This window comes from Pantoea sp. K16, from assembly GCF_048452805.1.
GTDB classification, from domain to species: Bacteria; Pseudomonadota; Gammaproteobacteria; order Enterobacterales; family Enterobacteriaceae; genus Pantoea; species Pantoea agglomerans.
On record NZ_JBLWNV010000020.1, the window covers coordinates 32,683 to 53,962 of the forward strand.

A 21,280-nucleotide genomic window follows, 5' to 3' on the forward strand; every position below is an offset into this window, starting at 1 on the left:
CAGCTGCGTTAATGCAGAGGCAACCATGGATAATTTTCAGAAAGAGATCGATGAGAGAGCGAACCTCGCGTTATCGAACAAGTTTGAGCTGCTGCTGTTTCGCTTAGGTTCCGATCAGCTGAAAGGCAAGTCTGAACTGTTTGGCATTAACGTCTTCAAGCTGCGTGAAATTGTGCCGATGCCCACTATCACCAAAGCCGCAGGCATGCGTTCGCCGCTGCTGGGTATGGCAAGTATTCGTGGCCAGTTCATTCCGGTCATCGACCTGCCTGCCGTGGCGGGTTGTGTGCCGGAAACCGGTCTTAACCTGCTGCTGGTTACCGAGTATGCCCGTAACACCCAGGCGTTTGCCGTGGAGTCAGTTGAGAACATTGTCCGTCTCGACTGGAGCCAGGTGCATACCGCCGAAGCCGGTATCGGCGGCCGCAACATTACCAGCATCGCCTGCCTGGACAGTGATAAGCAGAGCAACGAGCTGGCGATGGTGCTGGACGTTGAGCAAATCCTGTATGACATCATCCCATCGGTGCGCGGCGTCGAACCGGAAGCGGCCAGACCGCGTGCCTTCAACTACCGCCCAGGTGCGGTGGCGATTGTGGCAGAAGATTCCAAAGTCGCGCGTCAGCTGCTGGAGCAGGGTCTGAAGAGTATGGGCATTCCGGCGCTGATGTTTAACACCGGTCTGGATGCCTGGGAAAAAATTAAATTGATGAGCCAGGAAGCGCAGGCTGCCGGCGAATCGATTCACGACAAAATCGCCCTGGTGCTGACCGATCTGGAAATGCCAGAGATGGATGGTTTTACGCTGACCCGCAACATCAAACGTGACCCGATCCTCAAGGCTCTGCCGGTCGTCATTCACTCCTCACTCTCTGGCAGCGCCAACGAAGATCACGTGCGCAAAGTGGGTGCCGATGGCTATGTGGCAAAGTTTGAGTTGAATGAGCTGTCAGACGTGATTTTCAACGTTCTCGACACTGCCCGCTAAGCGAATGCGGGCCGCTAAGAATGCCCGGCACGCTTTTACTTTTTAGCCAGCAGAATGGCTGACCTGATCAGGAACCGACTATGCACATTGAAACTTTACCCGTTACGCCTGCACCTGCTACGCCTTCCCGTCAAAAGGTGCTGCGTGGCCGTTTACGCCAGCTGGCCTGGATTAGCGCCGTCACATTAAGCGTCGCGTTCTGGACAGGCCTCTACTTCTTAGTTTTCTGAATCCATTCATCCTTGTCTGGATCGGGCTGTCAGCATCACTGCTGACAGCCCTTTTTTTTGTCTGAATTTCCTCTGGTTATTACTTAACCATTTCTGATGATTTTTACTGACTATTTATTCACCCGGCGTTATTACTTAAAAATTATTAAAGGTACAACTTCGTTCTCCGATAACAGTATGCGCGAGATCACCTTTTTGCCTGAGGCTGTGACCACAGACATCAGCAAGGCACTGCGCACAACAGCAGGAAACCTGAGTGTTGCTAACAAATTGATTAATAATAAAACGGGGAAGAGAACATGTTCAGTATCAAGAATATGAAGGTGGGAATGCGGCTCGCAGCAGCCTTCGGTATTATTGTGACGTTACTGATAGTGATTGGCGTGACATCCATAACCAGGATTAACAGCATTAATACGGCGATCGCCTCGATCGTTGACGATCGTTATGTGAAAGTACGACTGGCATTTGATGTGCGCGATGGCGTCAACGATCAGATCAAATACCTGCGCGGCATGGTGATCGACACGACACGTCCGGAAATGAATGTGAAGCGTTATGGTCAGCTGGATGAAGCCACGCAACGCACCAACAGCGCAATGAAAAGGATCGAAGATATTCAGGTCACGCCGGTCGGCAAGAAAAAGATCGCCGGTCTGCTGGCCTCTTCCCAGGCTTTTGAGAAGGTTAAAGCAGAGCTGATCACCCTGGTGAAAGCGGGCGATTTTGAGGCTGCCAGCACCTATGTCCTGAAATCGATGACCGCCACCCAGAACAAATTCCTTCAGGATGCCGTAGATTTTGCCAACTCTCAGGACGCACAGCTGCGCAGTGAAGGTCAGGGTATTGTGGAAAATGGTCAGTCGGCTATCTCCATTACGCTGATTTTCTCCGCGCTGGCGATTCTGGCGTCTATTCTGCTGGGCTACTTCCTGACCCGTTCTATTGTGCGTCCGCTGGTTGCAGCAGTTGACGTTGCTGAACGCGTTGCCGCAGGCGATCTGAGTTCACAGATGCAGGTGACCTCACGCGATGAAACCGGCGTCCTGATGCAGGCGCTGCAACGGATGAACGATAACCTGCTGTCGATTGTGACTGAAGTACGTACCGGTTCCGACACTATTGCGGTGGCCTCTAATCAGATCTCCAGCGGGAACCTTGATCTTTCGACCCGAACCGAACAGCAGGCCAGTTCGCTGGAAGAGACCGCCTCTGCCATGGAGCAGATGACGTCGACCGTGAAACACAATGCCGACAACGCGCGTGAAGCCAATCACCTGGTTTCAACCACTTCCAGCGTGGCGCGTGAAGGTGGCGTGGTAATGGAGCAGGTCATTGAGAAGATGGAAGCGATCGCCCTCTCCTCAAGAAAAATTGTCGATATCATCAGCGTTATCGACTCCATCGCCTTCCAGACCAATATTCTCTCCCTGAACGCCGCGGTTGAAGCGGCACGCGCGGGTGAACAGGGTCGTGGCTTTGCGGTGGTGGCGAGTGAGGTGCGTAATCTGGCGCAGCGCTCAGCCTCAGCGGCCAAAGAGATTAAGGTACTGATTGAAGATTCCGTCGCTAAAGTCGATGAAGGTAGCAAGCTGGTGACACACGCCGGTTCAACTATCGGCGAAGTGGTGAACAGCGTGCAGAGCGTGGCAAACATCATGAGCGAAATCACCATTGCCAGCAGCGAGCAGAGCAGCGGCATCAATGAAATCAATCAGGCGATTACCCAGATGGAAGCGGTGACGCAGCAGAACGCCGCGCTGGTACAGGAAGCGTCAGCCGCCTCACAAGCACTGCAGGATCAGGCAGAGCGTATGGCACAGGCGATGAGCGTGTTTAATACCGGCAAGCTCTCACTGCAACCCGTACTGCGTTAATCCCTCTCAACGGCCTGCTTCGGCGGGCCAGTTTAAGAATGGTGACGATAAGGGCGGATAGGTTACAGGCAACAGAGCGGGAAGCGGTTAGCGGTTAGTGGTAAGCGTTATACAAGGGAATTGCAAATATACAGGGAAAGTGAAAGTAAACAGGCAGGTTACAAGAATAAAGCGTGAGGTTTGAGAAGGAGGAAACGCAGAAACAAAAAAGGCTGCCAGAGGCAGCCTTTTATTACTGTAAATGCAACAACGCTATAAAGCTCACTAGCCTTAATCAGAGAGCGCGAAGCTGACTCTGAATTGCAATCCTTGCCAGGTTCACCTGAACCACGACAGATTTGCAGAAAATGCATTTCGCTCCATGCGGGTTGGCTCTTGTAACATCAAAATGTGATGTACGAAACTGTGAGCCACTACAGTGAGGACATTTAAAAGTAATTTTCAGTCCTTAGAGACCAACAACGTTCGCAGCAGCTGGGCCTTTGGCGCCATTTTCTACTGTGAATTCAACTTGCTGACCTTCATCTAATGAACGGAAATCGGTGCCCTGGATTGCAGAGAAATGTACGAATACATCTTTGCTGCCGTCTGCAGGAGAAATGAAACCGAAGCCTTTCTCTGCGTTAAACCATTTAACGGTACCGCGAATTTTGTTAGACATGCTTAAATCCTTAATATATCGAGCCTTCCGGCATACATAATGGCCTGAGAACAGATTTTAATCAGAACGTAAGAGAAGACTCAAAAAGAAGGGATGTCTCGCGACAAACTTAGAGATGAGAACTGCTTTGGTTACTTACTTTGATAGTGTCTGTTAATCAAACCGACGATTCATTAGGCCACACTTCTTAAAGTGACGCAAGCCGTAATTCAAATTAATCGCAATCAGCCCGCTGACGAGGATGAAGGCGAAAGGCTGTGTCAGGGAGACTGTCTGGCTTCACAGCGCAGCGGTGACTTTTCTGGCGACGTAAAAAGAAGCGGAGATAATGTCAGATCAAAAAAGGGCGAGGCCGGAGCCTCGCCCAAAACATGCCGATCATCAATCGTAGTAAGGAACCTTACGGTCAACGCCGTTGATATTGATCAGCACAAAACCGGTCGGAGCGGTCTTATTGGTCGGCGTACCCGCTGCGGTAGCCAGCGTAACCACCCCTTTTTCGTTGGCCCCGATGCCCGCCAGCCCGTTGTGCATGCCAAAACGTGCAGCGGGTTTCAGGTTGCTGATTTTGGTGATGTCCGTAACCACCGACATATCAGCCTGGAACAGCGAGCAGGAACCGGTATCGAAGCGGGTCGGACCCGTCGTCTTCAGGTTGAACATGGTTTCGCCGCTGTTCGCTCTCAGCTTAACCCAGATTACGGCATAGGTGGTCCCTACCCGGCCATAACGAATGTCCAGTACGGAAGGCTGACCCATATGGTAAGCATCGGCCCAGACCGTCTCCAGTCGCTGGAGGTTGATCAGGGTTTTACCGGTGCCCACCACATTAACCGGCGAACCGGCGGTGCCGGAGGGCGTGGTCGCATCCGCTTTCCCGATCAGCTCCATTACCCATTGCTGGTTAGGCGCCGGGAAATAGAGCTGCCCCAGCCGATACCAGTTGTCGGTATCAGTGTTGTTCACCACTTTATAGCCGCTGTAGTAGCCGGCACGCAGCGAACCGGTCATGAACGTGCCGTAGTTCTCATCCCGACGATAGCCATATTCGAAGGTCGATAACCACTTACTTCCGGCCAGATCATTGGTGATTTTCGCCCCCGCCTGCAGGTTGATATGACGCATCACCACGCGGGCATTATTGAGATTGAGCGGCGTGCCGCAATCTTCAATGTTGAGCGTTTCGATGTTCCAGCCGCCATCCGACAGATCCCCCGGGTTAGTCGTGTGCTCAATCCAGACGTTACGCATGAGCCCCTGAGTGACGCGCGGCATATAGAGCGTGGCGTCGCCATAGCCCGACTGGAAGTTGGCATTACACAGCTCAATGGCGGTTGAGTGGTCCCAGTTCCCCTTCGGCGTGTTTGACCAGCCGACATCAAATACCCGTGAAAAGGTATTGGAGCTGTAAATCTGATCGAACTTACTGTCGAGCGTATCCTGCAGCTTAAAGACGGTTCCCCCGGTACTTTGCGCCTTGAAGCAGAAGATATTGACGATCTGGCCTCCGACAATGGTATTTTCAAAGAACGGCTGCGTGTTACTGCACTGTTCAGGCGTGACGGTGACTTTGGCCGTGGTGTCGACAGTCCCGGCGTTAGCCTGTCCATGCCAGCAGATGCCTTTAATGACGATTCGACGCGCATTAACCTTAAACACGGTTTTCGCGCTTTTATCAGAAACAATGGTGGTACGCGGTGCCGAGCCGAGCTCGATATCATCGCCTGCCAGACCAAAAAACGACAACTCCGTATCGCTGATATCGATGGGTGAAATCAGGAAGCGGCCCCCCGGAAAACGCACCGGAATCGCTTTCGCGTAGGCGTTGTAGGATTGTGTCCATGCCAGCATCCGCTTAAAGGCTTCAGTGTCATCGGTCACGCCATCCCCTTTCGCGCCAAAGTGCAGAATGTTCACTTCGGCGGGATCGTTGATGGTGCGCTTCCAGTAGAAACCGTTACCCACCGCCACCGTACCGCCATCATCTTTCAGCGGAGTGGTGCTGAGAAAACCGACAAAGTCTGCGCCGCCACGGAAGCTGGAGTCCTTATCGTAATAGCGTTTAAGGCTCGCGACTTCACCTGATTTTGGTGGAACAGTGGTACGCAGTTCAGCAAAAGAGTTAACTTCGATCATAGAATCCTCCTCAGGATCATAGAGATATCGCGCTGAAATCAGCGCACTACTTAGCCGCAGCCGGATGGCCGCAAAGGGAGTCCCACATGTCGTTGTGGGTGTTGATGGCGCGCACCGTACGAACGTCCATTTTTTGCGCGTCATCGCCGTAGGTATAAAGAGGGGAAAAAAGTACGCAGGCAGAGTCGGTGATCGCCACCGGCTCAGGGTTTGTGGTATTTCGACTGCTGCAGCTTGTCGCGAGCAGCAGCGTCATCAAGGCTATGGTTGTCAGTCGCCACACGGTTAGCCTCCTCGCGGTTATGTTGTTGCTGTTGCGCTACCGCGGTGACGCGGGACGCCTCCTGTTGCGCGTTATCGACGTCAGAACGCGCTTTTTGCTGCACTTTGCCGATTTTCTTGCCGCCGAAATAACTGGCGCCCAGCGCCGCGATGACCGCAGCCAGCGCGGCGATCCAGTGCCAGCTGCCGCCCAGTAAGGTGGTAATCAGAGTCATGGCTTCGCTCCTTCAGACTGCTCCTTCGCATTGAGCAGGTTTTTCTGACGAACAAATTGTGCAATCACCCCCATCGCCACCATGAAGGCGCCCACCAGCCCGAGGTAGTTGTGCGGCAGAATCGCTTTAACGTCTTCGGGCAGTGCACTCCAGGCATCAACGGCGGCCGAAGGAAACGACTGCGCCCAGGCGCTGAGCATGGAACCTAGCGACGCAAGCCAGACAGACCAGGTTTTGAAAAGCAGACGGGCATGAGAGACAAACTGGAGGGTGGTAAAGCGCTGCAGCAGCAGCAGAATGATGATTGCCGTCAGCACGGCGGTGAGAAACATGAGCCATCTCATAGCAACCCCCTGTAAACCGCATAGGTTCCGCTGCGCATCATCTCCGCGTGACGTCTGGCGCGGCCCGGCGTCTGACGGGCCCAGAGGCTGTTCATCATCGCGTCAGCCGCATCATTAAACTGTTCAGCCACGATCGCGCTGAGCATGTTTTTGAACTGCAGGACGCCCTCGACGCCCAGCTGATAAGCCATGCTCAGCAGCACGTCGGTGCGGGCGTCGTTGCACTTCGCCAGCGCATTACGCAGCAGCTCCCTGCCCTGCATCTCCTGAATTTTGTTTTCAAGAATGCACTGCTTCCAGACATCACCGACGCGCCGTGGCACGCGGAAAGCGTAATTACTCAGAGACGCCCCCTTGGGTCCAATGCGAATGCCGCCGGCCACCGTGGGAAAGCCCAGCGTGTCGAGATAGGGCGTGTCGACATACCCCTCTTCAAAATTCAGTACTGCGATTATCTGGCTCATAACGACTCCTCAATGACGGGTTAAAGCAACTCAGCCTTGTGAAAAGAAATACATAACGCTCGCTGATCATTACTCAGCACGGCGCAGCAGAAGGCCTTACTGACCCTGCAGCAAAACTGAACAGTAATTCAGCAAATTGCGCCCAGTGAGAACTGGAGAAAGCGAAGAGTTAGCCGGAACGGAAAAATGCGTTTTCTGCGCGTTTCAGCTCACGGCGTAGAGATGAACGTGCGGAAGACAGCAATTGTCGAAACTGGGTGTTTCCTGACTGGTGACGCGGGGTGCAGTAATTGCGCGGTCAACGCGCGGGGCGACCTGACGCTGGCAGATTTGCTCTGCACGTCTCAGGGGGGGTGTTTCAGTTGGGAAGTTCAGGGCCTCGTCGATGCTCTGTGTCAGGCTGCTGAGAGGTTGGCGCCGCCGGTGGCGACGAGTACGTGCGTTGCCTATAAAAACGCTTTTGCCATAGTGAATTATCGCCATAACTCCTCCTGTGAATGAGTCTTTGGCGATGGGGTGGCAGGCGCGAGCTTTCGGCGAACCGAACGGGCCCGAATGTCGCGTATCACGGTCGCACGCTTACCGCCCGGCTGCATCAGCAGTCAGGTGGAAAGTAAGCGAGGGGAAATAAACGGCATCTGACGACGCTGCATTTTGCGCATCCACCCCATCCCAAAGTTCACTAACTTTGTGGTGGTATGATTCGCGCTTGTGCAGCGCCTCAATTGTTTAAGAGCGGCTCGTCCCTGAAAGAACTGCTTCGTTCATCCATATCCAAATTATTAACAGGTTCTTATGCTTTATCAAACACTGTTGGTTAATTTTTTATTTACCGCTGGTTAAATTTATGAATTTATGCCGATTATTTTTTTTTCAGCCTTCCTGAAAAAACCGGCAGAAGTGGCCTTAACCGAGGATTTGATAATGTCGCGCCTGGCTCATGATCACTTTGGCCAGTACCTTCAGGCTGGTGACGTCATCATGATTGAGATACCAGGTTTCATAGCGCTTATTGTCTGATATCACAGCGATTTTCTTATGCTGCAGCTGCAGGCGCTTGAGATAGAGCTGCTCATCGAGGGTGAAAATATAGATGCCGTCGCCGTCGAACATCCGCACGCTGATATCCACAAACAGCTGATCGCGCGGCGCAAAGGTGTCAGCCATGGAGTCACTGTTGATAGCGATTAACCGGATGTTTTCCGCCGGGCGCCCGTTGAACAGCACCCGCGCCTCATCCAGACCATATTCGATCGCCTGAATAGTCTCGACAAACTCATCACGCGCGGGCAGGCCTGCAGCACTTCGCTGACCAATGTCGAGGCTATCAATCCGAAACACATTCTTCTGACCGGTGAGCGCACTTAGCGTCACCGGTTCAGCAGGTTGTTCCATACCGTATTGCAGCCACTCAACCCTGACGCCCAGCAGCTGACTGAGAGCCAGTAAATTGCCGCCATCCGGCACTGACTGCGCGTTAAACCACTTCCACACTCCCGGCGTTGAAATCTTACAGCCTTGCTGCTGCAGAGCCCTGGCAACCTGTTTGTTTCGTCCATGTCCGGCAATGCCGGCACTCTCACAGGCCGCTATCAGCCTGGCGGTGAAAGCTTGTCTTGTACTTTCTTTTTTAACCATTAGTTAATAATCAGCCATAGAAGAGATACTGGATGTTATTTTCATTATTGCTACCAGTTCATTTTATATTACCGCTCGTTTACTACCTAACCGCTTTATCAAGCATTCCTGATAATCATTATCCGCTTCAGCCCGCGGCTGGACAAAAAATATTGCCTCAGGCCGCGTACAGCCCCGGCTTTCAGGAATGTTCCGTAAAAAATTGCGTGAATATCAGCCAGAATAATGGCCAGTAGTGACGAGACCGGAACGGAAATTAAGCTGATGCGCAGAAAACTCTATCTTTCACTGGACCGGAAAATGGAGCTAAAAAAAACGGGAGTCTCTGAAAGACTCCCGTTTTGTTAAAAATTATGGCAGTTATGGCCGGAGCGTATCGTCGCCCCATGCTATCCATTTATAGGTCGTCAGCGCCTCTAATCCCATCGGGCCACGAGCATGCAGTTTCTGTGTACTGACCGCCACTTCGGCACCCAGGCCAAACTGTCCGCCATCGGTGAAGCGGGTGCTTGCGTTGACATAGACCGCTGAGGAGTCGACCTGACGGACAAAACGCGCGGCGTTGCGGGTATTACGGGTCAGGATGGCATCCGAGTGCTGCGTGCCGTGCGTACGGATGTGATCGATCGCCTCATCCATATCCGCCACTAATTTGACGTTAAGATCCAGCGACAGCCACTCATCATTGTACTGCTGCGGATTCACCTGCGTGACCAATGCCGGGCCTTGCTGCAGCTGCGCCAGCACGTTGCTGTCAGCATGCAACGCGATCGCTTCCTGTGCCATACGCGCGCTGAAGGCGGGCAGGAAACGATCGGCAATCGCCTGATCCACCAGCAGCGTCTCCAGTGAGTTACAGGCGCTGGGACGCTGTTTCTTGGCGTTGACGATCAGATCAAGTGCAGGTTCGATCTCCATCGTCTCATCAATATAGATATGACAAACGCCGATGCCGCCGGTGATCACCGGAATAGTGGAGTTTTCCCGGCACAGCTTATGCAGCCCGGCTCCGCCACGCGGGATCAGCATATCGACGTAGCGATCCAGCTTCAGTAGCTGATTCACCAGCTCGCGATCCGGATTTTCGATCGCCTGAACGATCGCCACAGGCAGACCGTGCTGTTTCAGCGCGTTCTGGATCACCCGGACGGTGGCCGCATTGGTGCGCCAGGTCTCTTTACCGCCGCGCAGAATGGCGGCGTTGCCGGTTTTCAGGCACAGAGTGGCGACGTCCACCGTGACATTGGGACGCGCCTCGTAGATTACGGCCACCACGCCCAGCGGCACGCGACGACGCTCAATGCGCAGCCCGCTGTCGAGCTGACCGCCGTCAATTAGCTGTCCAACCGGATCGGCCAACTGGCAGACCTGGCGCACATCGCTGGCGATGCTGCCGAGGCGTTGCGGATTGAGTGTCAGCCGGTCCAACAGCGCGGCGCTCATACCGTTCTGACGCGCATCGGCTAAATCCAGCTCATTGGCCGCCAGAATGTCTGCGCTTTCCGCCTCCAGACGGTCGGCAATAGTCATCAGAACCTGATTTTTCTCTGCAGTCGACAGATCGGCCACGGTGTAAGCTGCGGCGCGCGCCGCTTTTCCCATCTCTTCTAGCATTGTCCGCTCCTTAACTGACGATCATGTCGTCGCGGTGAACCGCCACCGGGCCATATTCATAGCCCAGGATTTCGCTGATCTGCTGGCTGTGATGACCGGCAATCATCCGCATCGCGTCGCTGTTGTAGCGTGAAACACCATGCGCGATATCCCTGCCCTGCAAACTGCGGATACGGATCACTTCCCCACGCGAGAAATTCCCCTGGATAGCACGGATCCCTTTCGGCAGCAGCGAACTGCCGCGTTCAATAATTGCTGCCAGCGCACCATCATCGACGGTGAGTTCACCTGCCGGAGGCGCACCGAAAATCCAGCGTTTACGATTTTCCAGCGGCGATTGCTGCGCATGAAAGCGCGTACCGACCGGCTTGCCGTCAATAACATCGCTGATCACGCCGCTGCGGCTGCCTGAGGCGATGATCACATCGATACCGGCGCGGCAGGCGACATCCGCCGCCTGAAGCTTGGTCGACATGCCACCGGTGCCGAGACCCGATACGCTGTCGCCCGCCAGGGCACGCAACGCATCATCAATCACATGGACATCACTGATCAGCTCAGCCTCAGGATTGTTACGCGGATCGGCGGTGAACAGTCCCTGCTGGTCGGTCAGCAGCAGCAGCTTGTCGGCACCGCCGAGCATCGCCGCCAGTGCCGAGAGATTGTCGTTGTCACCCACTTTGATTTCAGCGGTGGCGACGGCATCGTTCTCATTGATCACCGGCACAATGTGGTTATCCAGCAGTGCGCGCAGCGTGTCGCGGGCATTCAGGAAGCGCTCGCGATCTTCCATGTCGGCACGGGTCAGCAACATCTGACCAATATGGATACCATAGATTGAGAACAGCTGTTCCCACAGCTGAATCAGACGGCTCTGCCCCACCGCAGCCAGCAGCTGCTTTGAGGCGATGGTGGGTGGCAGTTCGGGGTAACCCAGATGTTCGCGTCCGGCGGCCATCGCGCCAGAGGTCACAATCACAATGCGGTGGCCCGCCGCGTGCTGCTGCGCACACTGACGAACCAGTTCCACCATGTGCGCCCGATTCAGCCGGCGGGAGCCGCCGGTGAGAACGCTGGTACCCAACTTGACCACTAAGGTCTGACTGCCACTCATATTTCCTGCCGTAGTGAAAAATTTTTACGAAAGGACGTTTTAACAGGAGTCGATAAGGAAGCCAACAGCCAGCGGGGGAAAAGCACGAATTTAGGCGGACAAGGACGTAGACCAAAAGTTCAGGGTTAACAAGAAATCATGAAAAGTGTCATAAAAAGTTCATCGCCGACGGGTAAAAAGTCCGTGCTTTACAAAAACTTTCATTTTTTTACGGCGTTCACATTGGGATTGATAGCAAATGAAGAAAAGCACACTGGCCATGATCCTCTCCACGCTGACGCTGGCATCCGCCGCGCAAGCTGCCGAAATCTATAACAAAGATGGCAACAAACTGGACTTATACGGCAAAGTTAAAGCTGAGCACTACATCAGCGATAATGCCAGCCAGGATGGAGACAAGTCCTATACCCGTATCGGCTTTAAGGGCCAGACACAGATTAACGACCTGATGACCGGTTATGGTCAGTGGGAATATCAGTACAACGTCAATAACTCCGAAGGCAGCGACGCCAACAATGGCAACAAAACCCGCCTTGGGTTTGCTGGTCTGAAATTCTCGCAGTATGGTTCGGTCGATTACGGTCGTAACTACGGTGTGCTGTATGACGTTGAGGCCTGGACCGACGTGTTCCCGGAATTCGGCGGTGACGGTACAGCCCGTTCCGATAACTTTATGACTCAGCGTGCAACCGGTGTGGCGACTTACCGTAACAACAACTTCTTTGGTCTGGTCGATGGGCTGAAGTTTGCGTTGCAGTATCAGGGTAAAAACGACGCCACCAGCGCCAACACCCGCACCGACATCAACCGTCAGAATGGCGACGGCTACGGTGCCTCACTGGGCTATGCGCTGGGTGATTCCGGTGTGAGCCTGATGAGTGCCATCACCTCTTCTGACCGTACCAACCAGCAGCAGGCACGTGCCTATGGCGGCGGTGACCGTGCGGATTCCTGGGGCGCAGGCGTGAAGTATGATGCCAACAGCGTCTACCTGGCGGCGATCTATACCGATACCCGCAACATGACACCAATCAGCGGCACCAACCGTAACACCGGTGCTACCGTCGCGGGCGCAGCCAACAAAGCGCAGAACATCGAACTGGTGGCGCAGTATCAGTTTGATTTCGGCCTGCGTCCTTCTATTGGCTATGTACAGACCAAGGGCAAAGATATCGAAAACGGTATCGGCGATGCGGATCTGGTGAAATATATCGACGTGGGCGCGACCTACTACTTCAACAAAAATATGTCCGCCTTCGTTGATTACAAAATCAACCAGCTGGATGATGACAACGCGCTGTCGATTAACAACGATGACGTGGTCGCGATGGGTGTGACTTACCAGTTCTGATTTCAGGCTAATGCCGCACAGCATAAGCTACAGAATGTGTGAGCATGAAAAAGGGCACGTTTTTCAACGCGCCCTTTGCTTGTTAACAGCATCTGGCCCGCTCTGCTATGAGATCGAGCTGGCGCAGGGAACACGGTCAGATCGGAAAGACGCAAAAGACGTCATCCTTGACAGGCTCGGCCCGCGCGATTACGCACCTCATCCCTGAGGTGCGCCCGTTGCCGGGCCAACGCTTTGCGTTGTTCAAAAACGCTCCCGGCGTTTTTGTCCCTGGCGCGGGACGCTTTCCTCTTCTGCCCGTGTTCCCTGCGTGTTGAGCTTATTCGTTGCTGCCAGATTCACCCTACTTGAGATTTGTCAGCAGTTTGTGGGCAAACGTTTTAACTCACCCTTTAATCTCTAAACACCCAATCAGGCGCTCAGCTTCACCGGTTTCTCATCGAAATCGCTGGCCGGAATCAGATCCAGCTCGAACTCTTTCAGCATCGCTTTCAGACGGGTATGGAAATTCCGTAAGGTCTCTTCCACGCGCGCCGTATTCTCTTTGCCTTTGATGGTTGCCACCGACCAGTCACCCTCTTTATCGAACAGACCGATATGGTAGACATAGGTAAAGTGGTCAGCCTGCGCTTCCAGCTCCATCCACCAGCCCCAGAACTCACGCAGTTCCGGTGCCGGTTTCACATTAACGCAGGCAGCCAGGCAGTCGAAAAAGAACCGGGTTTCGCCACATTTCCCATCGCGAATATAAGGCCCAAGCTCCGTAAAGCGCTTAAGCAGGCGACTGCGGGGATGACCACTTGGTAACGTCATGCTGAATCTCCATAGATTTTGACCGCTATACAGCCTTGATTTTCCGGACGGCCAGGGGATGTCATGTTTCGCTTAACGGCAGCCCGGAAGAATTCCGCTACTAGTTGTAGCAAATACTGTAAATTTTGCCAGTTACCTTTTTAAACGCTTCTCCAGCCAGTCGCAAATTTCATTCAGCGCCTTGTCGAAACTGGCCATCATCGGCTTCACCGGAATCAGCAACGCTTTGCCATCTGACGAAGAGTTAGCGATCAGCTTGCTCTCCTCTTCCGGGCTGAAAAGATCGTTTTGCCAGTAGCCCGACAGCATGGGTGTCGGCGTCCGGCGGCCCAGCAATCCCTGAGTTTTCAGCGAATATCGATTGAGTTCGGTACGCAGCGCACTGTCAGAGGCAGTTGCCATGCCCAGCCGGCTCGCCAGCATATCCATATACATATCCGGGATCTCATCCTGCAACGCTGTCTGCGTCAGCAGCGCATGCACAATCGGGCCAAGACAGGCGACCCCACGCAGCCGCTGCGATTCCAGATAGGCCAGTCGTACGGCCACGTTAGCGCCAAAGCGATAACCAAACGCCGCCACGCGGGTATGGTCGATCCAGGGCACGTTTTTCAGATCGCGCAGCACCTGCTGATGCAGAAAGCTGGTGTCCTGACTCAGCGTCCATTTCACCGAGTTGCCTACCGACGGCACATCAATGGTCAGCATGGCGATGCCGCGCGGTGCAAGGTAATCATGGAACAGGCGATAGTGATCGCTCTGTAATGAGTCGAGCGCGCCACAGAACAGCACGGTGGGATAAGGCGCTTCAACGTCAGGCGGCATGTGCAGAAAGCCGTTAACCGGGCTGCCACCCTGAATGGCGAACGTCAGCGGTTTCAGCTCGCCCGGCAGGCGTTGAGTCGCCTCTTCATAGGCGCGGTTCGCCAGCGTCTGCGCCTGGTCGGCCAGCTCATCCCCTTTTATATAGGGATAGGCCGCAACGCTGTAGAGATGCGCCGCGTGCAGCCAGTAGTCGCCCGCCTCGCTGTCGTCGGTGGCCTCCAGCGCTTTCTGCTGCCAGATGCCCGCCTGTTTACACCATTCGAAATGCCAGTTGCCGCCGCGAAAACCGATTACAGTGTCGAGCAGCGTCTCATCCGTATGTTCAACATTGCTGATGGCAATCCGAGCCAGCACTTCGCTGATCTCCTGCGGCGTCAGGCCACGCCATGTCCACATCAGCTTATTCAGCATACGATACCAGCCACGCTGGCTGTCACCATCCAGGGCTGAGTGGACATCCGAAGTAGCATGATGGTGGCGGCGAACCAGGGTTGAGGTTTCAGGATGTTTAAAGCGCGGTTTGAACAACTCCTCGCTGAGATTTTTGCTCGACATACTCACTTCTCCTGCAACAGAAACGGCGATGGCTAAGTGTACTGTACGGCAATTCGGGGTGCGAGGCACAGAAAGCACAACGCCCGGAAAACCGGGCGTTGTCTGATGCATATCAATCAGCTTTTAACAATCGGCGGGATGTAGACCACGCCCATATCCCACGGCTGCTCGATCCAGGTATCCTGCGGAATATCGACAATATAATCATCAACCAGTGAGCGACCGGCCGGTTTAGCGAAAATGGTGCAGAAACGCGCTTTCGGGTACATCTCGCGAATCGCCTGGGCGGTGCCGCCGGTATCCACCAGGTCATCGATCACGATAAATCCTTCACCGTCGCCTTCTGCGCGCTTCAGAACTTTCATTTCGCGCTGATGATCGTGGTCATAGCTGGAGATGCAGACGGTATCGACGTAGCGGATACCCAGTTCACGTGCCAGCAGCGAAGCCGGTACCAGACCGCCGCGGCTCACCGCGATAATGCCTTTCCACTGTTCAACAGGAAGCAGGCGCTGGGCCAGTTTACGGGCATGAATCTGAAGCATGTCCCAGGTAACGACGTATTTTTCGCTCATAGAATAGAAATCCCAGCCAACCGAGGTGGCGTAAAAATGTGCAACGGGGAAAAGGTTGCGCGAGATTATAAGGAGTTGACGCACTAAAAACCAGCACCCGCGCACTGGTTGCGGCTTTTTAGCGCGTCTGAGAGCGCACCCGGTAGAAAACAGTGATATTCTCGGGCCTGGCTCGTCAGATTCTCTGACGGCGATTTTTCACTGGAAACTCGCGATGTCCGGCCTCGCCGGTACACTGACACAGGAGACCTGTCGTGTCTGAATTGTCTCAACTCTCTCCACAGCCGCTGTGGGATATTTTCGCTAAGATCTGCTCTATTCCCCATCCCTCTTTTCACGAAGAAGCGCTGGCGAGTTACATCGTCGGCTGGGCCAAAGAGCAAGGCTTCTGGTGTGAGCGCGATCAGGTCGGCAACATCCTGATTCGTAAGCCCGCCACCGCAGGCATGGAAAACCGTACCCCGGTTGCGCTGCAGGCGCATCTGGATATGGTGCCGCAGAAAAATAACGACACCGTTCATGACTTCACCAAAGATCCGATTCAGCCCTGGGTTGACGGCGAGTGGGTGAAAGCGCGCGGCACCACGCTGGGCGCGGACAACGGCATCGGTATGGCTTCTGCGCTGGCAGTACTGGCTGACAACAGCCTGACGCATGGCCCGCTGGAAGTGCTGCTGACCATGACTGAAGAGACCGGTATGGATGGCGCATTCGGTCTGCAACCCAACTGGCTGCAGGCAGAAATCCTGATCAACACCGACTCCGAAGAAGAAGGTGAGATCTACATGGGCTGCGCGGGCGGTATCGACTTCGTCACCACCCTGCCACTGACCCGTGAAGCGGTGCCTGCTGAATTCCAGACCCTGAAGCTGACGCTGAAAGGATTGCGTGGCGGTCACTCCGGTGCCGATATTCATATGGGCCTCGGCAACGCCAACAAACTGCTGGCGCGCTTCCTGGCGGCACACGTTGCTGAACTGGATCTGCGTCTGCTGGCCTTCAGCGGCGGTACGCTGCGCAACGCGATCCCGCGTGAAGCCTTCGCTACCGTGGCGGTCGAGAGCCACAAAGCGGATGCGCTGAAATCAGCGGCGGCGCACTTCCTGAGCGCCATCAAAAATGAGCACGGCATCAAAGAGCCGAACATCGCACTGGTCACAGAGCCGCTGGCGCATCAGGGTGATGCTCTGAACGCTGACAGCCGCGATCGCTTCCTGAACCTGCTCAACAGCATGCCAAACGGCGTGATCCGCAACTCCGACGTGGCGAAAGGCGTAGTAGAAACCTCACTGAATATCGGTGTGGTGACCATGGAAGCCGATCATGCAGAGATCAACTGCCTGATCCGTTCGCTGATCGACACCGGCCGCGATTATGTGGTGCAGATGCTGACCTCACTGGGCCAGCTGGCCGGTGCACAGACCAAAGCGAAAGGCGGCTACCCAGGCTGGCAGCCTGATGCGGACTCCGCCATTATGGCGCTGACCCGTCAGACCTATATCGCGCTGTTTGATAAGACCCCGAACATTCAGGTGATCCACGCCGGTCTGGAGTGTGGTCTGTTCAAAAAACCGTATCCGGAGATGGATATGGTATCGATTGGGCCGACCATCACCGGGCCGCACTCGCCGGATGAGCAGGTTCACATCGAAAGCGTTGGCCTTTACTGGAAACTGCTGACCACCCTGCTGAATGTGGTGCCAGAAAAGTAATTCTGTCACAAAAAAAGTAAACCAGGCTCCGGCCTGGTTTTTTTATGCCTGTGACTTTCTCCCAGCATAATTCGCTGCCTTTTCCGCCCTTTACCCCGCTATTCCGCCGCTTTCCCGCGCTTCGCTGGTTGTAGCCGCCATTATGTCCAGATGTCTGGATGGCTAATAAGATTTCGTGCTAGCTTATGCGCTTTCGGCTGTTGCCGCGCCTGAAGGTTCAGGAAAAAATGCGGCCAGTGATTCTTCAGGAGAGTAATGACATGCCAGGGTTAAACTGCCTTGAGATGCGTAACATCTCCATCGCTTTTGGCGGGTTTGCCGCGCTATCGTCGGTGGATTTCCGCAGTGACGGCCATTCAGTACATGCTCTGACCGGCGCTAACGGCGCGGGCAAGTCAACGCTGATGGCGATCCTTTCCGGTGCGCACAGCCACTACAGCGGCGAGATCCTGCTGGATGGTGAGCCGGTCTCCATCCGTACGCCGCGTGATGCGAAACGGCTGGGTATCCATCTGGTTCAGCAGGAAGTGGACGTGGCGCTGGTGCCGCAGCTCAGCGTCGCGGAAAACATTCTGCTGGATCGGCTGGCAGAGCCTGGCCACCGCTATCGCTGGGGCGAGGTTCGGCGTCAGGCGCGGGCGCTGCTGGCTCAGCTCGACGTGGCGCTGGACGTTAACCGGCTGGTGGAGCGCTGTACCCTGGCTGAAAAGCAGCAAATTCTGCTGGCGCGCGCGCTGTCACACCACTGCCGCTTTCTGATTCTGGATGAACCCACCGCCCCGCTGGATCAGCATGAAAGTGAGCGGCTGTTTGCTGTGGTGCGTCGCCTGCAGGCCAGCGGCATCGGCGTGGTGTTTATCTCTCACCGCATCCATGAACTGAAAGCAATCTGTGACCAGCTGACGGTGCTGCGTGATGGCCGGTTGATCGAAACCGGCCCGATGGCGGCACTGAGCGGTGAGCAGATCGTGGAGAAGATGCTGGGGCATCAGCTCACCGATATCTTCCCGGCCCGTCGTGCGCAGCAGACTCAGCCGCTGCTGCTGGCGATTGACGGTCTTCATGATGAGCAACTGCTGCAGGATATCTCGCTACGATTGCACAAAGGGGAAATTCTGGGCATTGCAGGCCTGGCCGGTGCCGGTAAAACCGAACTCTGTAAGGCGCTGTTTGGTGCCAGCAAAAGCCGCGTCAGTCGCGGTGAACTGCATGGCCAGCCGTGGCAGCCCCGTTCGCCGCATGACTCCGTCAGTCGCCGCATGGCGCTGGTGCCGGAGGAGCGGCGCAAAGAGGGGATCTTTATTGATGAGTCGGTGGCAATGAACCTCAGCGTCAGCGCAGACGACAGCTTTTCGCGCTGGAGCCTGTTTGGTCATCGCCAGGCGTGGCGCTGGGCGGAGCAGGTTATCCAGCAATTGCAGGTGCGCACCACCGGTCCGGCACAGACGCTGCGCCGTCTCTCCGGCGGCAATCAGCAGAAAGTGGCGATAGGCAAATGGCTGCGCAACAACGCCGACGTGCTGATTTTCGATGAGCCGACGAAAGGCGTCGATATCAAAGCCAAAACCGAACTCTTCACCCTGATCGATAACCTGGCGCGCGAGGGGAAAGGCATCATTTACGCGTCGGGAGAGTTTTCTGAACTGGTCGGTTTATGCGACCGGATTTGCGTGCTCTGGGATGGACGCATTGTGGCCGAGCTGGCTGCACGCGACGTCACCGAAGAGACGCTTTTGCTCTATTCCACCGGAGGAACCCCTGCGTGAGCAGCAAAGAAACCAGCCTGAATCTGACAGCCTCGCCGTGGCGTCACCAGTTGTTCGACTTTCTCTATAAATGGGGCATGTTGCTCACGGTGGTGATCCTGATCGCCGCTTTTGGTCTCGCCTCCGACAGCTTCCTTGAACCCAACAACATCATCAATATTCTGCGCTCAATTGCCATTGTCACGGTGATTGCGATCGGCGTCTCGATCTCGCTGACCGTTGGCGGCTTTGATCTGTCGGTCGGATCGACCGCCTCGCTGGCCAATGCGTTAGTGATTTCACTGTTTGTCTGGTACGGCTTCGGCACTACCACCGCCATCCTGCTCACCCTGGCGCTCTGCACTCTGGTCGGGCTGTTTAACGCCTTTCTGATTGTGATCCTGCGCATTCCCGACATGCTGGCAACGCTGGCGACACTGTTCGTGATTCAGGGTGTGGCGATGACCTACAGCTTTGGCGGATCGATCACCGAGAACATGGTGCTGCCGAGCGGTGATATGGCGGAAGGCACCATTCCGGCGGCGTTTGGCCTGCTCGGCCAGGTGCCCACCATCGTCATCATTATGCTGGTCGTCACCGTCGCCGCGCAGCTGGCGCTCTCCCTGACTAAACATGGTCGCCGGATGTATGCGCTGGGCGGCAATCCGGAAGCGGCGCGCCTCTCCGGCATCCGCACCACCCGCTATCGGGTGCTGGCTTATGTGATCGCCTCACTGCTGGCCGGTCTGGGCGGCATTCTGCTCGCCTCGCGTATCGGCTCCTCGCAGGTGAATGCCGGTAGCGGCTACCTGATGGACGCCGTCGCTGCGGCGTGGATCGGCTTCTCACTGGCGGGTTCCGGCAAGCCGAATGCACTGGGCACGCTGGTCGGTGCGGTGATCCTCGGCGTGCTGCAGAACGGTCTGGTGATGCTCTCTGTTCCCTACTACGCCATGGACATTATTAAAGGGCTGGTGCTGGCTTTAGCACTGGCGATCACCTATATCCAGCGCCGCTGAGGCGCGTTTACCGGAGTTGATAACAATGCAAAAAATAACACTCTCGCTGCTGGCCCTGAGCCTGCTGAACGCCAGCGCCGCCTTCGCGGATACCGTCACGCCGGTGCCTGCGGCTATCGCCAGTCATGATGGCCCGATCCGTATTGCGGTGATCCGCAATCTCGGCTCCGATGACAACACCACCCAGTTTGTTGCCGGTGCCATTCAGCAGGGTCGCCAGCTTGGCTTCAAGGTCAGCACCTTCCTCAGCAATGGCGACGATGCGCGCTTCCAGGATTTCGTGAATCAGGCGATCAGCCAGAAATATGACGGCATCGTGCTGTCGCACGGTAAAGCGCCCTACGCCAGCGGACTGGTGAAGCGCATTGCCGATGCAGGCATTAAGCTGTCGGTGTTTGATACGCCGGTGGATAGCCCGATCCCGGGCGTCACCGTCACCGCGCAGGATGACGCTTCACTGGCGCAGTTGTCGCTGGGCCAGCTCATCCATGATTTCAACGGCAAGGCGAACATCGTCAAGCTATGGGTTGCCGGTTTCCCGCCGATGGAACGCCGTCAGGTGGTGTATGAAAAACTGCTGAAAGAGAATCCGGGCATTCATCAGCTTGAGTCGATTGGTGCGGTTTCAACTGACGTTCAGGGCGACACCGCCAATAAAATTGGCGCGATTCTGGCGAAATACCCGAAAGGCAAAATCGACGCCATCTGGGGTGCCTGGGACGCCTTCAGCCAGGGCGCTTACAAAGCGCTGCAGGAGAATGGCCGTACCGAGATCAAACTCTACAGCATTGATGTTTCGAACCAGGATTTGCAGCTGATGCGCGAGAAAAACAGCCCGTGGGTGCAGACGGTAGCGGTGGATCCTAAAACTATTGGCGCGGTGAATATGCGTCTGGTGGCGAAGAAAATTGCCGGTGAAGAGACGCCAGCGACTTATCAGTTTAAAGCGGCATCGATCTCTCAGCAGCAGCTTAACAGCCAGCCTGGCGCGGTGAACGTCGCGTCACTGAACAAGATCATTCCGGGCTGGGGCAGCAATGAGGATTTCGTTGCCCCGTGGTTTGCGACCCTGGCGGCGAAATATAAGAAGTAATCGGATGTCAGCCTTGCCGGTCGGTGAGG

Annotated in this window: 21 protein-coding genes; 8 read left to right on the forward strand and 13 right to left on the reverse strand. The window is 55.2% G+C overall.

Translation table 11 applies throughout. The features are described 5' to 3' along the window. Window positions 1-25 precede the first annotated feature (25 nt). The 3 genes from ACK13D_RS20900 to ACK13D_RS20910 all read left to right on the forward strand — a co-directional run bounded on the left by ACK13D_RS20900 (window position 26) and on the right by ACK13D_RS20910 (window position 3,095). On the forward strand, window positions 26-988 hold the full coding sequence (locus ACK13D_RS20900; protein ID WP_010255217.1) for a chemotaxis protein: 963 nt from the start codon (window positions 26-28) through the stop codon (window positions 986-988). A gap of 80 nt (window positions 989-1,068) precedes the next feature. Further along, window positions 1,069-1,218, forward strand: a complete 150-nt coding sequence (locus ACK13D_RS20905) for a hypothetical protein (RefSeq protein ID WP_022625169.1) — start codon at window positions 1,069-1,071, stop codon at window positions 1,216-1,218. A gap of 299 nt (window positions 1,219-1,517) precedes the next feature. After that, window positions 1,518-3,095 (forward strand): methyl-accepting chemotaxis protein, encoded by a 1,578-nt coding sequence (locus ACK13D_RS20910; RefSeq protein WP_010255214.1) that lies wholly within the window; start codon window positions 1,518-1,520, stop codon window positions 3,093-3,095. Between the two features lie 274 nt (window positions 3,096-3,369). Here the strand turns inward: ACK13D_RS20910 and ymcF are convergent, their stop codons facing one another. The 10 genes from ymcF to proB all read right to left on the reverse strand — a co-directional run bounded on the left by ymcF (window position 3,370) and on the right by proB (window position 11,563). Further along, complete coding sequence (gene ymcF, locus ACK13D_RS20915; protein WP_085978710.1) at window positions 3,370-3,540, reverse strand: cold shock small protein YmcF; 171 nt, start codon at window positions 3,538-3,540, stop codon at window positions 3,370-3,372. Window positions 3,541-3,543: 3 nt separating this feature from the next. Beyond that, the gene (cspE, locus tag ACK13D_RS20920) at window positions 3,544-3,756 is read right to left on the reverse strand and encodes a transcription antiterminator/RNA stability regulator CspE (RefSeq protein WP_003854408.1); all 213 of its coding nucleotides are present in this window, start codon (window positions 3,754-3,756) and stop codon (window positions 3,544-3,546) included. Window positions 3,757-4,137: 381 nt separating this feature from the next. Beyond that, complete coding sequence (locus tag ACK13D_RS20925) at window positions 4,138-5,892, reverse strand: glycosyl hydrolase family 28-related protein (protein WP_033766603.1); 1,755 nt, start codon at window positions 5,890-5,892, stop codon at window positions 4,138-4,140. A gap of 203 nt (window positions 5,893-6,095) precedes the next feature. Then, window positions 6,096-6,389, reverse strand: coding sequence for a hypothetical protein (locus tag ACK13D_RS20930; protein ID WP_010255207.1), 294 nt, complete (start codon window positions 6,387-6,389; stop codon window positions 6,096-6,098). Beyond that, window positions 6,386-6,733, reverse strand: coding sequence for a DUF7940 domain-containing protein (locus ACK13D_RS20935; RefSeq protein WP_010255205.1), 348 nt, complete (start codon window positions 6,731-6,733; stop codon window positions 6,386-6,388). Before ACK13D_RS20935 ends, ACK13D_RS20930 begins: the two co-directional genes overlap by 4 nt. Beyond that, a complete protein-coding gene (locus ACK13D_RS20940) occupies window positions 6,730-7,197 on the reverse strand; it encodes a glycoside hydrolase family protein (RefSeq protein ID WP_010255203.1) in 468 nt (155 codons plus the stop codon). The genes ACK13D_RS20935 and ACK13D_RS20940 overlap by 4 nt, the downstream gene beginning before the upstream one ends. 204 nt (window positions 7,198-7,401) lie before the next feature. Beyond that, window positions 7,402-7,680 carry a transcriptional antitermination N peptide gene (locus tag ACK13D_RS20945; RefSeq protein WP_071778625.1) on the reverse strand — a complete coding sequence of 93 codons (279 nt, stop codon included), beginning with the start codon at window positions 7,678-7,680 and terminating at the stop codon, window positions 7,402-7,404. A gap of 423 nt (window positions 7,681-8,103) precedes the next feature. Then, entirely contained in the window at window positions 8,104-8,835 is a 732-nt protein-coding gene (locus ACK13D_RS20950; RefSeq protein ID WP_010255201.1) for a S24 family peptidase, read from the reverse strand. A gap of 360 nt (window positions 8,836-9,195) precedes the next feature. Beyond that, on the reverse strand, window positions 9,196-10,449 hold the full coding sequence (proA, locus tag ACK13D_RS20955) for a glutamate-5-semialdehyde dehydrogenase (RefSeq protein WP_187485011.1): 1,254 nt from the start codon (window positions 10,447-10,449) through the stop codon (window positions 9,196-9,198). 10 nt (window positions 10,450-10,459) lie between these two features. After that, on the reverse strand, window positions 10,460-11,563 hold the full coding sequence (gene proB, locus ACK13D_RS20960; RefSeq protein WP_010255198.1) for a glutamate 5-kinase: 1,104 nt from the start codon (window positions 11,561-11,563) through the stop codon (window positions 10,460-10,462). Between the two features lie 238 nt (window positions 11,564-11,801). On the opposite strand from proB, the gene ompC reads away from it, so the two are divergent. Next, window positions 11,802-12,914 (forward strand): porin OmpC, encoded by a 1,113-nt coding sequence (gene ompC / locus ACK13D_RS20965; RefSeq protein WP_010255197.1) that lies wholly within the window; start codon window positions 11,802-11,804, stop codon window positions 12,912-12,914. Window positions 12,915-13,325: 411 nt separating this feature from the next. Here the strand turns inward: ompC and crl are convergent, their stop codons facing one another. From crl to gpt, 3 genes are all read right to left on the reverse strand, one after another. Further along, window positions 13,326-13,727: a sigma factor-binding protein Crl gene (crl, locus tag ACK13D_RS20970; protein WP_003851176.1), complete on the reverse strand. Its 402-nt coding sequence runs from the start codon at window positions 13,725-13,727 to the stop codon at window positions 13,326-13,328. Between the two features lie 132 nt (window positions 13,728-13,859). After that, a complete protein-coding gene (frsA, locus tag ACK13D_RS20975) occupies window positions 13,860-15,107 on the reverse strand; it encodes an esterase FrsA (protein ID WP_010255196.1) in 1,248 nt (415 codons plus the stop codon). 116 nt (window positions 15,108-15,223) lie between these two features. Continuing rightward, complete coding sequence (gene gpt / locus ACK13D_RS20980) at window positions 15,224-15,682, reverse strand: xanthine phosphoribosyltransferase (protein ID WP_009091894.1); 459 nt, start codon at window positions 15,680-15,682, stop codon at window positions 15,224-15,226. A 254-nt stretch (window positions 15,683-15,936) separates the two neighbouring features. Here gpt and pepD point away from each other — a divergent pair, with 254 nt between their 5' ends. The 4 genes from pepD to ACK13D_RS21000 all read left to right on the forward strand — a co-directional run bounded on the left by pepD (window position 15,937) and on the right by ACK13D_RS21000 (window position 21,251). After that, a complete protein-coding gene (pepD, locus tag ACK13D_RS20985) occupies window positions 15,937-17,394 on the forward strand; it encodes a beta-Ala-His dipeptidase (RefSeq protein WP_033756707.1) in 1,458 nt (485 codons plus the stop codon). Between the two features lie 260 nt (window positions 17,395-17,654). Then, entirely contained in the window at window positions 17,655-19,160 is a 1,506-nt protein-coding gene (locus tag ACK13D_RS20990; protein ID WP_031292786.1) for a sugar ABC transporter ATP-binding protein, read from the forward strand. After that, window positions 19,157-20,158, forward strand: coding sequence for an ABC transporter permease (locus tag ACK13D_RS20995; RefSeq protein WP_010671160.1), 1,002 nt, complete (start codon window positions 19,157-19,159; stop codon window positions 20,156-20,158). Before ACK13D_RS20990 ends, ACK13D_RS20995 begins: the two co-directional genes overlap by 4 nt. 25 nt (window positions 20,159-20,183) lie before the next feature. Then, window positions 20,184-21,251 carry a sugar ABC transporter substrate-binding protein gene (locus ACK13D_RS21000; RefSeq protein ID WP_010255186.1) on the forward strand — a complete coding sequence of 356 codons (1,068 nt, stop codon included), beginning with the start codon at window positions 20,184-20,186 and terminating at the stop codon, window positions 21,249-21,251. The last annotated feature ends 29 nt before the right edge of the window (window positions 21,252-21,280 follow it).